Consider the following 13,520-nt stretch of genomic DNA (forward strand, 5'->3'; position numbering starts at 1 on the left):
GTATTTGCCGGGTGAGGCGCTACGTTCACGTCACAGTGCAAACAATTACCCGTTTATCTGCTCCATCGCCTGTAAAATACGCTTATCTGAAATCGGATAAGGCGTACCGAGCTGCTGCGCGAAGTAACTGACGCGCAGCTCCTCTATCATCCAGCGGATCGCCTTCACATCTTCATCTTCACGTCGCGCAGGGGGCAATTTATTGAGCCACTGCTGCCACGCCTGCTGCACGCTCTCTACTTTCAGCATTTGGGCGCGGTCGCGGTGCGGATCGACAGCCAGCTTCTCGAGCCGTTTTTCGATCGCCTGTAAATAGCGCAGCGTGTCGCCGAGACGTTTGAAGCCGTTTCCGGTGACAAAGCCGCGATACACCAGCCCGCTCATTTGCGCTTTAATATCCGACAGCCCCAGCGCCATCGTCATGTCCACGCGCCCTTTCAACCGCTTGTTGATGGCAAACACGGCAGTCAGGATCTGCTCAACCTGCTTTGCTATCTCCACCACGGTGTCGTTCAGTTCGGCACGCACCTTTTCGTGTAACGCGGTAAAACCTTCCTCTGTCCAGACCGGGCCGCCGTTGGCGTCGATCAATTTGTCTACGCCACAGGAGATACAGTCGTCTATCAGTTCCAGCACCTTCCCATACGGGTTGAAGTACAGACCCAGCTTAGCTTTGTTCGGCAGCTTCTCGTGCAGGTACTTAATGGGCGACGGTATGTTCAGCAGCAGCAAACGCCGCAGGCCGGACCACATTGCCTGCCGCTGTTCCAGCGGGTTATCGAACAGTTTGATCGCCACACTGTCGCGCTCGTCCACCAACGCTGGCCAGGCTTTGACCTTATAATTGCCGCGTTTCTGCTCGTAGCTTTCCGGAAGCTGGCCAAAACTCCAGATATGCAGGCCGCTCTGTTCGATACCGTCGTCCGCCACGGCAGACAAGGTTTCCTGAACCTTGCCCTTCAGCGCCTCTTTCAGCGCCGTTAACGAACGTCCTTCCTGCAGTTTTTTGTTCTTCTCGTCGACAACGCGGAACGTGACTTTCAGATGATCGGGCACCTGTTCCCAGTGCCAGTCTTCGCGGTCAACCGTCACGCCGGTCATGCGGCGCAGCTCACGCTCAAGGGCCTCCAGTAGCGGCAGTTCGAGCGGGGTTACACGGCCTAAAAACGCCTCAGCATAATTTGGCGCAGGGACAAAGTTGCGCCGTACTGGCTTCGGCAGCGACTTGATCAGCGCAATCACCAGCTCACGGCGCAGGCCGGGGATCTGCCATTCAAAACCGCTCTCGTCCACCTGGTTCAGCAGCGGCAGAGGGATGTGTACCGTCACGCCGTCGGCATCCGCGCCCGGTTCAAACTGGTAGCTCAGGCGCAGCTTCAGATTGCCCTGATGCCAGAAGTTGGGATAGTCCAGCTTGCTGATCTTTTCCGCCCCCTCTTTGATCAGCATGCTCTTTTCAAAATTGAGCAGGTCTGGCGTTTCCCTGCTGACCTTTTTCCACCAACTGTCAAAATGACGCGCCGAAATCACGTCATGGCTGATGCGCTGGTCGTAGAACTCAAACAGCGTCTCATCATCCACCAGAATGTCGCGGCGACGCGATTTGTGTTCCAGCTCTTCGACCTCAGCACGCAGCTTCAGGTTATCGCGGAAGAATGCGTGCCGCGTTTGCCAGTCGCCTTCGACCAGCGCGTGGCGGATAAACAGCTCGCGACATAACGCCGGATCGATCTGGCTGTAGTTCACCTTGCGGGCGGCGACAATCGGTAAACCGTACAGGGTGACCTTTTCAGTCGCCATCACTGCGCCCTGCGCCCGCTCCCAGTGCGGTTCACTGTAAGAACGTTTAATCAGGTGCTGGGCAACAGGCTCCACCCAGTCCGGATCGATTCGCGCCGCAATACGGCCCCACAGACGGCTGGTTTCCACCAGTTCTGCCACCATCGTCCATTTTGGCGGTTTCTTGAATAAACCAGAGCCGGGGAAGATGGAGAAACGCGCGTTGCGTGCGCCGGTATATTCCTGCTTGTCGGCATCCTTCATCCCGATATGCGACAGCAGCCCGGTAAGCAGCGCAATATGAATTTCACGGTATTCCGCCGGTTCGCTATTGACCGGAATGCCCAGCTCTTTCACCACCTGACGCAGTTGGGTGTAAATATCCTGCCACTCGCGCACCCGCAGGTAGTTGAGGAAATCCACGCGGCACTGGCGGCGGAACTGGTTCGATGACAGCGCCTTCTGCTGCTCGCCGAGATAATTCCACAGGTTTACGAATGCCAGAAAATCGGACTCTTTATCGTGGAAACGACGATGTTTTTCATCCGACGCCTGCTGCTTGTCCATTGGCCTTTCGCGCGGGTCCTGAATGGAGAGCGCGGAGGTGATGATCATCGCCTCGCGCACGCAGCCGTGTTTTTGCGCTTCCAGCACCATGCGCGCCAGGCGCGGATCCACCGGCAGCTGGCTGAGCTGGCGACCCAGCGGCGTTAGCTTATAGGCGTTCGCCTGTTCGTCAGTCGTAATCGCGCCCAGTTCTTCCAGCAGGCGCACGCCGTCCTGGATATTGCGCTTGTCCGGCGCTTCGACAAACGGGAACGCGGCGATATCGCCCAGTCCCAGCGCGGTCATTTGCAGAATAACCGACGCCAGGTTGGTACGCAGAATCTCCGGATCGGTAAACTCCGGGCGCGACAGGAAATCGTCCTCGGAATAAAGACGAATACAGATCCCTTCCGAGACGCGACCGCAACGCCCCTTACGCTGGTTAGCGGAAGCCTGAGAAACCGGCTCGATAGGCAGACGTTGTACCTTTGTACGGTAGCTGTAACGACTAATGCGCGCGGTGCCGGGGTCAATGACGTACTTAATACCCGGCACGGTGAGCGAGGTTTCCGCCACGTTGGTCGCCAGCACAATGCGCCGTCCGCTGTGGGACTGGAACACCCGGTTCTGTTCGCTATTGGAGAGCCGGGCATACAGCGGCAGCACTTCCGTATGGCGTAAATTGAGCTTATTAAGCGCGTCGGCGGTGTCGCGGATTTCGCGTTCACCGCTCATAAAGATCAGAATATCGCCGGGGCTTTCACGTCCCAGTTCCTCTACCGCATCGAAAATAGCCTGTAGCTGGTCGCGTTCGGTATCGTCCGCCTCTTCTACAATCGGGCGATAGCGCACTTCCACCGGATAGGTCCGTCCTGACACCTCTATAATCGGCGCATTGTTGAAATGTTTTGAGAATCGCTCCGGATCGATAGTCGCGGAAGTAATGATAACTTTCAGGTCCGGGCGACGAGGCAACAGCTCTTTCAGATACCCCAGAAGAAAATCGATGTTCAGGCTGCGCTCGTGCGCTTCATCGATAATGATGGTGTCGTACTGCATCAGCAGACGATCCTGCTGGATTTCCGCCAGCAGAATACCGTCGGTCATCAGCTTAACCATCGTGTTATCGCTGACGTGGTCGTTGAAACGCACCTTATAACCGATGCAGCCGCCCGGCTCCGTTTGCAATTCTTCAGCAATACGGTTCGCCACGGTACGCGCAGCCAGACGGCGCGGTTGCGTATGGCCAATCAGCCCTTTAACCCCGCGCCCCAACTCCATGCAAATTTTCGGTAGCTGGGTGGTTTTTCCCGACCCGGTTTCCCCGGCCACAATCACCACCTGGTGATCGCGAACCGCTTCAAGAATGGCCTGTTTTTTCTGGCTAACCGGCAGGTTTTCCGGATACACGATCGCCGGACGTGACGCTTCGCGTAGCACGACTTTACCGGCTGCCTGTTCGATCTCTTTTGCCATTTCCTGGTAAATGGCCTGTTGTGCATCAGGATTTTTAACCTTCTTCACGCCGTGGAGGCGGCGAGCAAAACGCTGGCGATCGCGCAGCATCAACGCATCTAACTGCTGTTGCAGGAGGTGGAAGGTTAATTTTTGTTGTTCTGTCATAAGGTTAGATGGCAGTGCTCTGCCTGGTTAAATCTCTTTAAATTGATAGGTATAGAGTACCACATCAGCGCATGTTGTGTGTCGTTCAATAAATTCGAACATAGGCTTCGATATATTGCGCTATCTCTGTGGCAGGATTGTGAATAAAGTGTCAACACGCAACGGGGCACAGCCCATTCAAACACCTATAAGGAAACACCCATGAGCAAGGTATTAGTTCTTAAATCCAGTATTCTGGCAGGGTACTCTCAGTCTGGTCAGTTGTCTGATTATTTTGTTGAACAATGGCGTGAAAAACATCCCGCTGATGCCGTAACCGTACGCGACCTGGCGGCAAACCCTGTTCCGGTTCTGGATGGCGAACTGGTCGGCGCTCTGCGCCCGAGCGATGCGCCGCTGACGCCGCGTCAACAGGAAGCGCTGGCGCTGTCTGATGAGCTGATTGCTGAACTGAAAGCCCACGACGTAATCGTCATTGCCGCCCCGATGTACAACTTTAACATCCCGACACAGCTGAAAAACTACTTCGATCTGATCGCACGCGCTGGCGTCACGTTCCGCTATACCGAGAAAGGGCCGGAAGGTCTGGTCACCGGTAAACGCGCCGTGATCCTCTCCAGCCGCGGCGGTATTCACAAAGATACCCCGACCGATCTGATCGCGCCATACCTGAAAGTGTTCCTTGGATTCATTGGGATCACCGACGTGAACTTTGTGTTCGCCGAAGGAATCGCCTACGGACCGGAAGTGGCATCAAAAGCGCAGTCCGACGCGAAAGCCGCTATCGACAGCGTAGTAGCCGCGTAAGCGCTCACCTCCCGCTGCGGCGGGAGGTGTTCATTTTGGCTGATAACTCAGATACCCCACCACACCGCGACTCGCGCCATCACTGGGATGATTCACCCCATCGGTTACCTCAACCGGTGAAAAGTCAAAAGGCGAGACGTCTTCAATACAGGCCACGTTCACGCCATACTGATCCGGACTGGAACGGCGCTGGTGAAAGGTGTAGATCCCGCAGACTGAACAAAAATAATGCTTCGCTTCGCCAGTATTAAACCGGTACTCCGTGAGCTTATCGCGCCCGGTGAGGACGTCGATACCGTCGAGCGGCGCAGAAACCACCACGGCGCCGCGCATCCGGCAAAACGAACAGTTACAGCGGCGCACGGTGTGAAACCCGTCGCTAAGCTGAACGGTAAAGGTGACCGCGCCGCAGTGGCACTGAGCAGAATATTTTTTTGTCATCATGTTGTCCCGCAATGAGTCGATAACGCCGTTGCAGTGGACAGTATAGAAACAAACGCTCAAGACAACGTGCCTGATAGCGCAAAACGGTGCGCTATCAGCCAATTTGCTTTATTGCGAAAGCGTCAACAACTGCGCCCGGAGGTTATCCATGAACGCGCGCTTGTCGGGATCCGCATACATCGCCCCGCCAATGGACACATCGATAAACAGCGGCAGCGGTATCCGGTTGCCCTTCGCCATTACCCGTTCGGTTCCGGTCAGCCAGACAGGAATAATCGGCACCTCCGGAAAACGCTGGCTCAGATGCCATAACCCGGACTTCAGCGGCGCCAGCTTTCCAGGCTCGCCGCGGGTACCTTCCGGAAACAGAATCAGCGTCTTGCCTTCTCGTAGCGCCTGTTCGCAACGGGCCAACGGGTTAGCGTCGCCGCCTTTACGCATCACCGGGATAATGTTGAGAATATTCAGCGCAAACCAGGCCATCCACTTATTACGCAGAAAATAATCCGCCGCGGCAACCGGATGCACCTGACCCTGACGACGTAAAGAAAACAGCGAAAGCAGCGCAAACACGTCCATATGGCTGTTGTGATTCGCCACAATAATCGCCGGACCGTGTGTCGGCAGACGTTCCCGGTGCCGGACACGCAACCCCAGCCATAGCCAAATGACCGGCCAGACAACACAAAGAGTAAACAGAGTACGAAGTAGTCGCGTCATGGTAGTTAAAAGTAAAAATAGCGGATGAAATGAAAGAAGACCGGCGCAGTGAAGATAAGTGAGTCCAGCCTGTCGAGAATACCACCGTGTCCGGGCAAGAGAGTGCCGCTGTCTTTGACGCCACAATCCCGTTTGATCGCCGACATCACCACGTCACCACAAAACCCCGTCACGCCGATAATCACCCCGGCAAGCAGCGCCATCGCCCCGCTCATTGGTGTCAGTAACGGCCCTAACAGCAGGGCAACCAATGCCGTTGTCGCCACGCCGCCCAGCAATCCTGCCAGCGTTTTATTCGGACTGACCGTCGGCGTGACCTTAATGCGCCCGAACGACTTACCCCAGATGTACTGCGCAACGTCGTTAAATTCCGTCAGACCGACCAGAAACAGCACCAGTAGCGCGCCGGTCTGTTTGCCATCAGCAGGAAGCACCAGCAGAAAAGCCACATGGCTGAACGCAAACACGGTGGTCATTAAACTCCAGTGCAGTTGGGAAGCGGTACGCAAAAAGCCCTGCGTGTCGCCGGCGATCACCATTCGCGCGGGAAGGAATAAAAAGACATATACCGGAATAAACACCACAAACATGCCGTACCAGCCACTGCCGATAAACCCGTAGTTAACCGGAATAGCGATAAACATCCACAACAGCGGCATACGGTCAGCCTGACGGGACGGCGCCAGGGTCAGAAACTCTTTCAACGCCATAAAGCTGACCAGCCCGAAAAAGGTCAGCGCCAGCCAGGCAGGACTCAGGATCGCCAGCGAAAACAGCACCACGATGACCCACCATGTGCGAATGCGTAGCGTTAATTCGCGCCAGTCTTTCTCCGGACGCAGCGTAACCAGTAGCACATTAACCACGCTTGCCGCCAACAGCAGCGCGAATACCGCCGCCAGGGATGTCTCCAGCATCATCACTTCGCCACCTCGACCCGCAACGCGCTGCGACAGCGATTACCCGCCGTCCACAGCAGCAGAAGGATGGCGCCACACCAGACGGCGTTATTCCATGTCGCCAGCTGTGGCCACAGCGTCAAAAGCAGTCCCCAGCAGCCAAACAGCAGCGCGCGATCGCTTTTGCCTAACGGACCCGCGTAGCTGCGCACGCCGTTAATGGTTTGCGCCAGCACGCCGCAAAATTCCGTCATTGCCGCACAGAACAGCATCGCCACAACCAGCATTGGGTTACTGTCCGGGATCAGCATAAACGGCAGATAAAGCGCGAGGTCGGAGAGGACATCGCCGGTTTCATTGAGAATCGCACCCAGCCTTGACTGCTGATTGCACTCTCGCGCCAGCATGCCATCCAGCGCATTAAGCGGCATGCGCACAAAGAGCACGACTGGCAGGAGGACCAGCAGTTCCAGACGGGGGAAACACACCAACACGCCGCCCGTCAGGAATGAGAGCGCCATCGCGGCAAGGGTAATGTGATTAGCCGTCACGCGGTGTCGGTGCAGCCAAAACATGAGGGGACGCAAAAGCGCCTGAAAAGCGGGCTTAATTTGATAGAGGGTCATTATCATTCCCTGATAATTAAAAAGTCGCGTAATAATGCCTGACTTTATCGATTGATGCGCCATCGCCCCCTGCTATCAGACAACATTTCAGAATTTATCAGTTATTTCCGCAGCCACTTACCGTTGATTCCCTGCACGTACTCGCCCGGACGGGCGCGCTCAACCAGCTTTTGCCCGGCCATTTTCGCGACCTCCTCTACCGGAATATTGTGGCTTTCAGCAAGCTGCTGGTAGCTGACGCTTCGCGCCTGGTTGATCTCTTTCACCAGCGTCCGGGTTTCGGCATCCTCTTTCAGCGCCACGAGGTAGCCGTTCAGGGTCTCCCCAACCCGTCCTTGCGTTCTGGCCTCATTGAGGGTCAGCGCCAGCGCATTTCCGCTCAGCAGGCTGAGAATCAGCGTCGTCAGAAGTAATGTTCGTTTCATCCTAACCTCAGAACAAGTCGCTACGTGATTTGAGCAGGCTTTCTACGTCTTTATCCACTTTGATGTGGATCTCATGCTCAATCCTGACATTCATGTTGATAGTGATTGGCTCTTTTGGCGCCGCGACTTCAATGCGCGGCGTACAGCCCGTCAATACCCCTGACAGGAGTAGCGCCAGCATGGCTGTCATCATTTTCATTGGGAGTCCTCACATTCCTTGCCTTCCGGGCAGTGTTTCAGGGGCAGCGTTGCGTTCTGTTCAAGCCATGCCTGTAGGTTGTCGCCAAAGCGCAGACTGCGCCAGAGCGCAAATACATTTTCTTCGTGGGTGTAGTTGAGATTGACCGTCCCCGACTTACCTTCTACGCGACTGTTGCCGGTGATGGCCGCCTGCATGGTCAGTACGCCGAGATTGTCTAAATTGATTTTGGTCCAGGAATGGGCGATCTCCATGTAACGCAGCCAGTTGATCGCCGCGCCCGCCGCCATATTATCCTTCACCACCGCATCGGCGGTGTCTTTGTCGATGCGCAGGGTCATTGGACCCGGATTCGTTAACCAGCCGTCTTTAATGATCCATTTTTCATTATTCAGCCACAGTGGGAGCGCGCCGCTGACCGGGCCGGACAGGGCAAATTGCTTGGGATTCACTGCGCTTATCAGCTCGCTGGACGAAATATTTTCCACACGAATCAACGCCGGGCCATGCTGCGGCATACGCAACTGCTGCATCCTCACCTTACCGCCCAGCACGTCGACGCTGACGTCGGTGAGTAACAGCGGCTCCTCTTCACGCCAGGGGTACGCGCCCTGCAGATCGGCGCTGAGATTGGTAGCTGTCACCTGATTGACCACTTCGGCGATCCGCAGCGAAACCGGTCCGCGCGTACCCAGTTGCCACGTACCGTTGCCAAAACGGAATGGCAACACGAAATCCACACCGTTGATCTGGTTGTCGGGCATCCATGCGCTGCCGCCTTTGAGCACACCGTGGCCGCCCGCTTCAAACCCTTGTTCCGGCGCGGCAGAGAACGCGACCTGGGCGTAGAGCTCGCCTTCGCGCAGAGTCATTTTCCAGTCTGGCGGCACCAAAGGTTGAAACACCGTTAGCGACTGCTGCGGCCACCAGGCCTGTCCGCGCAGACGAATGCCGTCCCAGCGTCCGTTAACCCGAACCGGCCCAATCGCCCCGGCATGTAAATCGCCTTTGAACTGGAACAACGTCGGATCGCTACCGTCAACGCTGAACTTGAGCGTCGACGGCGGCAACACGCTGCCGCCCGAAAAATGGGTTTCGCCAGCGTCGAGCGAGAGCGCGCCGCTAAACCGCGGCTGTGCTTCATCGCGCACCCACTGAACCGGCTTGTCGAGTATCAGCCGCGGGGAGTCGATCGTCATGGTGCCGTATTGAAGCTGATTAAAGCCAGTGGAGAGATCGGTCAGGGTGATGACCTTATCGCGCCATTCCCCTTTTCCCGCCACGTCCCAGGCGGCATGCATAGGGGTAAAACGGCCCTTCCCCCAGTAGCGCCACTGCCAGCGCCCTGCATCCGGCAGGAAATCGTTCGCCAGACCGTCGAGATGCAGCACAAAGTCACCCATTTGATTTTCATGCGCGCGCAAAATGGCCTGCAGACGACCGTCCACGCCGCGCTGCGTCACCGTCACCCCTGCCAGCGGCCAGCGAATCTCATCAATGTCCAGCGAGTCGATGACCCGCCCGCGCGAACGCAGCAGCGCGCCAGGCTCAAAGGCCAGTTGCGGATCGCTCAGGCTTCCGCTCAGTTGGGCGGGTAGCCTGGCGTAAAAAATCAAATCGTCCTGCTTCGCTTCGCCGGTTAACTGAAGCGGCATCGCGCTATTATCCATGCTGAGTTTGCCTGGGCCAAAGGTCAGCACCGCGTTTCCTTTGCCCGCGTCGCCCTGGGTAAGGACATTAAGGCGACCGCTAATCAGCGCCCTTTCTGTCCCCTCCTGCCAGTTATCAACCTTAATGCCCAGACGCCCGCTTAAGGGAAAATCCTCATACGGCCACGTCCAGCGGCCGTCGCTGATGGAGAGTTGCTGAGACGTAAGGCTCCACGGCAGGTCGAGCAACGGCTCATGCTGCCCGCGCGCCATCACGATCAGTTGCCCCGTATTGTCACGCCATTCCAGTTCCGCATCCACCAGCGAAGGCGCCTGCGGCAGAGTCAACGTCGCAACGCTATGACCGCTTGTCGGCAGCCCATCCGGCACCAGCGGCATCGTGAATTCACCAACCAGTCTGACGGGCGGCTGCCCTTCAAACGCCGTCACGTCCAGTTCACTCACGGACAGCATCTGGCCGCGCAGTTGCGCCCGAAGGGTGACCTTTTCCCCCTGATAGCGCACTTGTTGAACCGACGGGGTAAGCGAAAGGTTCAGTTTTCCCTGCCATACCTGCCAGGGAGAAAGCGCCACATTGTCGATAGTGACCCAGGTATTCGGCAACATCGCCTGCCACTCGGCAAGGGTGCGAGGCGCGGCGGGCGACGACTCGCTTTGCGGGAGTTTAGCCAGGCAGGCGGAATCAAGCTGAAGGGTTTTAATCGTAAGCTGCCAGCGGCTGGGATGGGAAATGTCCGCATGGGTGACGCGCGCCAAAGGACATTCACCGACTAAATATGTCATCTCAGGAATATGCAAGCCCTGACGCGTCAGGCGTGGGCTTTGCTCAAAGGCTATGCGCGTCCCGAGCGGCAGCCAAATGCCCGCCAGCGTTGGGACCCACCACCCAAGCGTCATCACCAGCGTCAGCGGTATGAGGATAACCAGCAAAGCGATCGCCAGAACGGCTTTGTATTTACCCTTCATGGGCAGTTAATATCCTGATTTAGCATTAAATTAAGCCGAATAAGGCCACTATTGTGTCATGTTTGCCGAAACATGCCCAGTTTAAGGATAGATGCTCTAGAATTATTCATTATATGTATCACTTTCAATACTTTTTTATATTTTGTAAAATAATTTGAATTCAATACGTGTGATTCAACATCACTGGAGAAAGTCTTATGAAACTCGCCGTATACAGCACTAAACAGTACGACAAGAAGTACCTGCAACAGGTTAACGAGGCTTTTGGCTTTGATCTTGAATTTTTTGACTTTTTGCTGACGGAAAAGACAGCGAAAACCGCCCATGGCTGCGAGGCCGTCTGTATTTTCGTAAACGATGACGGAAGTCGACCGGTACTTGAAGAGCTGAAGAAACAAGGCGTTAAGTTCATCGCGCTGCGCTGCGCGGGTTTCAACAACGTCGATCTTGACGCGGCAAAGGAGCTGGGTTTACAGGTCGTGCGCGTGCCGGCCTATTCGCCGGAAGCCGTCGCTGAGCACGCCGTTGGTATGATGATGACGCTGAACCGTCGCATTCACCGCGCTTATCAGCGCACCCGCGATGCTAACTTCTCGCTCGAGGGCTTAACCGGTTTCACTATGCACGGTAAAACAGCCGGGATCATTGGTACCGGTAAAATTGGCATTGCCGCTCTGCGCATCCTGAAAGGTTTTGGTATGCGACTGCTGGCGTTCGATCCCTACCCGAGCGCTGCTGCGCTTGAGCTGGGGGTGGAATATGTCGATCTCGCCACGTTGTTTGCCGAGTCGGATGTGATCTCCCTGCACTGCCCATTAACGCCGGAGAACTATCATCTGCTTAACCACGCGGCCTTTGACCAGATGAAGGATGGCGTGATGGTGATCAATACCAGTCGTGGAGCGCTGATCGACTCCCAGGCGGCTATTGAAGCGCTGAAAAATCAGAAAATTGGTTCGCTGGGTATGGATGTTTACGAGAACGAACGCGATTTGTTCTTTGAAGATAAGTCTAATGACGTCATTCAGGATGATGTGTTCCGTCGGCTTTCCGCCTGCCACAACGTCCTGTTTACCGGGCATCAGGCCTTCCTCACGGCGGAAGCGCTGACCAGCATTTCAGAAACTACGTTGCACAATTTGCAGCAGTTAATGAACGGTGAATCGTGCCCTAACGCCCTGTTTTAACGCTCATCCCTCCCACGTTTGGGAGGGGTTTTCAGATTTTCCCCAAAGCCATATTCGGTAAGATCGTTATTCTGTTATTGATTGTTAAGATTCAGAGAGTTGATATGAAGAAGGTAGTCGCGCTGGTTGCGCTGAGCCTGCTGATGGCAGGTTGTGTGAGTAATGGAAAAGTGTCTGTCAGCCGCGAGCAGCTACAGCATCATCGCTTCGTGCTGGAAAGCGTGGACGGAAAACCGATCGCGGCAAGCCAGCAGGCTCCCGAGCTGAGCTTCGGAGAAAAGATGACGATCTCAGGCAAGATGTGTAATCGCTTCACCGGTCAGGCCACGCTGTCAGATGGCGAGCTGAAAGCCAAAAATCTGGCAATGACGCGGATGATGTGCGCCGACCCGCAACTTAATCAACTGGACGCCACGCTGAGCGCCATGCTCAGCAAGGGTGCACAGGTAGACCTGACCGCTAACCAGCTTACGCTGGCGACGGCGGAACATACTCTGAGCTATAAACTGGCCGACTTAATGCAGTAGTATCAATAACTACCACAGCTTCCCGCGGCGAGAGATTGTTCGCTACAGCGTTTGCCGTTGGGAAGCGCGCACATACCAATGGCAGAACCGTCCAGTTGACGGGCGACAGAGAGCGATCCCCCTATCATGGCGCAATTGGCCTCGCCGGAGCTGGTCATCGCCGCTCTTAACCCCGGAGCGACATGCGCCGCCGTCGCCTGCTGAACAGGTTCATTGTCACTGCTGCACGCCGACAATAATAACGCGGCACATCCTACCCAAAACGCTGCGCGCATTTCTCTCCCCTTATCTGCTGAAAGCCAAACGAACCGCACTAATAATAGGCATGCGAAGCTGTCGCGTCGAGAGTCAACGCGCGCATTTATGCGCCGTAGCCGCATTTTATCGCGTTATTCGTGCGGTTTTTGATCTCACGCGGCCCCACGAGCCTTAAACACTCACCCGACGAGCGGTCACATAGCGCGACTGCCAGTATCGGTTTGAAAGATGTGACAACGTCACACCTTCCGAACTGGATGCATGAATAAACGCATCATTTCCGATATAAACCCCAACATGATGGACGTTTGGTTTCGTTTCGAAAAACACCAAATCACCGACGTTAAGTTCATTCTGATGTATCCGACGACCGATATGACTTTGCTCACGGGCAGTCCGCGGCAAGTGTTTATGAATCGTCGAGGCAATAATACGACGCGTAAAGGCGGAGCAATCAATGCCACGGCGGCTGTCCCCGCCCCAGCGGTAATGTGTACCCTGCCACTGTGCGAATTCACGCATAATGCGTTGTTTAAGCTGTTTGTTGTTACGCTGAGCTGACGACCGATTTACGGAATTATCAGCATAAGACAACGTAGAAAAGGTATTGAAGCCCCAGTCTTTGGCCTGAATTTTAACAAACGCAAAAGACGATGATGAGGTAGATATAAGTAAAGCAAGCAAAAATAAACGAATCATAATTTAATCAAAACAAGTAATTACATTATCACATCCTGACTTTTTCGCGCACAAAGAAGATTCACGTTATTACGTGTAAATAATATGTTTAAATTGCGTGTATCCGCAACTGGCTGGTTATTATCACTGTGCTAACAGCAAAAAA

At 55.2% G+C, this 13,520-nt stretch carries 13 protein-coding genes; 3 read left to right on the forward strand and 10 right to left on the reverse strand.

Going from position 1 to position 13,520, the window contains the following annotated elements; translation table 11 throughout:
- Nucleotides 1-45: 45 nt before the first annotated feature.
- Nucleotides 46-3,948: an ATP-dependent RNA helicase HrpA gene (gene hrpA / locus CSE01S_RS01325; protein WP_042283221.1), complete on the reverse strand. Its 3,903-nt coding sequence runs from the start codon at nucleotides 3,946-3,948 to the stop codon at nucleotides 46-48.
- 201 nt (nucleotides 3,949-4,149) lie between these two features.
- On the opposite strand from hrpA, the gene azoR reads away from it, so the two are divergent.
- On the forward strand, nucleotides 4,150-4,755 hold the full coding sequence (azoR, locus tag CSE01S_RS01330) for an FMN-dependent NADH-azoreductase (protein ID WP_042283223.1): 606 nt from the start codon (nucleotides 4,150-4,152) through the stop codon (nucleotides 4,753-4,755).
- A gap of 30 nt (nucleotides 4,756-4,785) precedes the next feature.
- Here azoR and CSE01S_RS01335 read toward each other — a convergent pair whose 3' ends face one another.
- The 7 genes from CSE01S_RS01335 to CSE01S_RS01365 form a co-directional block, all read right to left on the reverse strand.
- Nucleotides 4,786-5,199 (reverse strand): GFA family protein, encoded by a 414-nt coding sequence (locus CSE01S_RS01335; protein WP_082636892.1) that lies wholly within the window; start codon nucleotides 5,197-5,199, stop codon nucleotides 4,786-4,788.
- A gap of 108 nt (nucleotides 5,200-5,307) precedes the next feature.
- Complete coding sequence (locus CSE01S_RS01340) at nucleotides 5,308-5,919, reverse strand: lysophospholipid acyltransferase family protein (RefSeq protein WP_042283227.1); 612 nt, start codon at nucleotides 5,917-5,919, stop codon at nucleotides 5,308-5,310.
- Nucleotides 5,920-5,924: 5 nt separating this feature from the next.
- Complete coding sequence (locus tag CSE01S_RS01345) at nucleotides 5,925-6,839, reverse strand: phosphatidate cytidylyltransferase (protein WP_042283230.1); 915 nt, start codon at nucleotides 6,837-6,839, stop codon at nucleotides 5,925-5,927.
- A complete protein-coding gene (locus CSE01S_RS01350) occupies nucleotides 6,839-7,444 on the reverse strand; it encodes a CDP-alcohol phosphatidyltransferase family protein (RefSeq protein WP_042283233.1) in 606 nt (201 codons plus the stop codon). Before CSE01S_RS01350 ends, CSE01S_RS01345 begins: the two co-directional genes overlap by 1 nt.
- Nucleotides 7,445-7,545: 101 nt before the next feature.
- Complete coding sequence (locus tag CSE01S_RS01355) at nucleotides 7,546-7,869, reverse strand: YdbL family probable chaperone protein (RefSeq protein WP_042283235.1); 324 nt, start codon at nucleotides 7,867-7,869, stop codon at nucleotides 7,546-7,548.
- A gap of 7 nt (nucleotides 7,870-7,876) precedes the next feature.
- Nucleotides 7,877-8,068 carry a YnbE family lipoprotein gene (locus CSE01S_RS01360; protein ID WP_042283238.1) on the reverse strand — a complete coding sequence of 64 codons (192 nt, stop codon included), beginning with the start codon at nucleotides 8,066-8,068 and terminating at the stop codon, nucleotides 7,877-7,879.
- Nucleotides 8,065-10,704 (reverse strand): YdbH family protein, encoded by a 2,640-nt coding sequence (locus CSE01S_RS01365; protein WP_042283241.1) that lies wholly within the window; start codon nucleotides 10,702-10,704, stop codon nucleotides 8,065-8,067. Before CSE01S_RS01365 ends, CSE01S_RS01360 begins: the two co-directional genes overlap by 4 nt.
- Before the next feature lie 197 nt (nucleotides 10,705-10,901).
- Here CSE01S_RS01365 and CSE01S_RS01370 point away from each other — a divergent pair, with 197 nt between their 5' ends.
- Nucleotides 10,902-11,891 (forward strand): 2-hydroxyacid dehydrogenase, encoded by a 990-nt coding sequence (locus tag CSE01S_RS01370; RefSeq protein ID WP_042283245.1) that lies wholly within the window; start codon nucleotides 10,902-10,904, stop codon nucleotides 11,889-11,891.
- Between the two features lie 104 nt (nucleotides 11,892-11,995).
- A complete protein-coding gene (gene hslJ / locus CSE01S_RS01375) occupies nucleotides 11,996-12,418 on the forward strand; it encodes a heat shock protein HslJ (RefSeq protein ID WP_042283246.1) in 423 nt (140 codons plus the stop codon).
- Between the two features lie 2 nt (nucleotides 12,419-12,420).
- Here the strand turns inward: hslJ and CSE01S_RS01380 are convergent, their stop codons facing one another.
- Nucleotides 12,421-12,693 (reverse strand): putative hemolysin, encoded by a 273-nt coding sequence (locus CSE01S_RS01380; RefSeq protein WP_042283247.1) that lies wholly within the window; start codon nucleotides 12,691-12,693, stop codon nucleotides 12,421-12,423.
- Nucleotides 12,694-12,847: 154 nt separating this feature from the next.
- Nucleotides 12,848-13,375, reverse strand: coding sequence for a C40 family peptidase (locus tag CSE01S_RS22010; RefSeq protein WP_072014930.1), 528 nt, complete (start codon nucleotides 13,373-13,375; stop codon nucleotides 12,848-12,850).
- Nucleotides 13,376-13,520: the final 145 nt, after the last annotated feature.

Source organism: Citrobacter sedlakii NBRC 105722, from assembly GCF_000759835.1.
Lineage (GTDB): Bacteria > Pseudomonadota > Gammaproteobacteria > Enterobacterales > Enterobacteriaceae > Citrobacter_A > Citrobacter_A sedlakii.

What these genes read in the sequence shown, in the direction of transcription:
- hrpA (WP_042283221.1), bottom strand. Translation starts at nt 3,948, where the DNA reads ATGACAGAACAACAAAAATTAACCTTCCACCTCCTGCAACAGCAGTTA.
- CSE01S_RS01370 (WP_042283245.1), top strand. Translation starts at nt 10,902, where the DNA reads ATGAAACTCGCCGTATACAGCACTAAACAGTACGACAAGAAGTACCTG.
- CSE01S_RS01345 (WP_042283230.1), bottom strand. Translation starts at nt 6,839, where the DNA reads ATGATGCTGGAGACATCCCTGGCGGCGGTATTCGCGCTGCTGTTGGCG.
- azoR (WP_042283223.1), top strand. Translation starts at nt 4,150, where the DNA reads ATGAGCAAGGTATTAGTTCTTAAATCCAGTATTCTGGCAGGGTACTCT.
- CSE01S_RS01350 (WP_042283233.1), bottom strand. Translation starts at nt 7,444, where the DNA reads ATGACCCTCTATCAAATTAAGCCCGCTTTTCAGGCGCTTTTGCGTCCC.
- CSE01S_RS01380 (WP_042283247.1), bottom strand. Translation starts at nt 12,693, where the DNA reads ATGCGCGCAGCGTTTTGGGTAGGATGTGCCGCGTTATTATTGTCGGCG.
- hslJ (WP_042283246.1), top strand. Translation starts at nt 11,996, where the DNA reads ATGAAGAAGGTAGTCGCGCTGGTTGCGCTGAGCCTGCTGATGGCAGGT.
- CSE01S_RS22010 (WP_072014930.1), bottom strand. Translation starts at nt 13,375, where the DNA reads ATGATTCGTTTATTTTTGCTTGCTTTACTTATATCTACCTCATCATCG.
- CSE01S_RS01360 (WP_042283238.1), bottom strand. Translation starts at nt 8,068, where the DNA reads ATGAAAATGATGACAGCCATGCTGGCGCTACTCCTGTCAGGGGTATTG.
- CSE01S_RS01335 (WP_082636892.1), bottom strand. Translation starts at nt 5,199, where the DNA reads ATGATGACAAAAAAATATTCTGCTCAGTGCCACTGCGGCGCGGTCACC.
- CSE01S_RS01340 (WP_042283227.1), bottom strand. Translation starts at nt 5,919, where the DNA reads ATGACGCGACTACTTCGTACTCTGTTTACTCTTTGTGTTGTCTGGCCG.
- CSE01S_RS01355 (WP_042283235.1), bottom strand. Translation starts at nt 7,869, where the DNA reads ATGAAACGAACATTACTTCTGACGACGCTGATTCTCAGCCTGCTGAGC.
- CSE01S_RS01365 (WP_042283241.1), bottom strand. Translation starts at nt 10,704, where the DNA reads ATGAAGGGTAAATACAAAGCCGTTCTGGCGATCGCTTTGCTGGTTATC.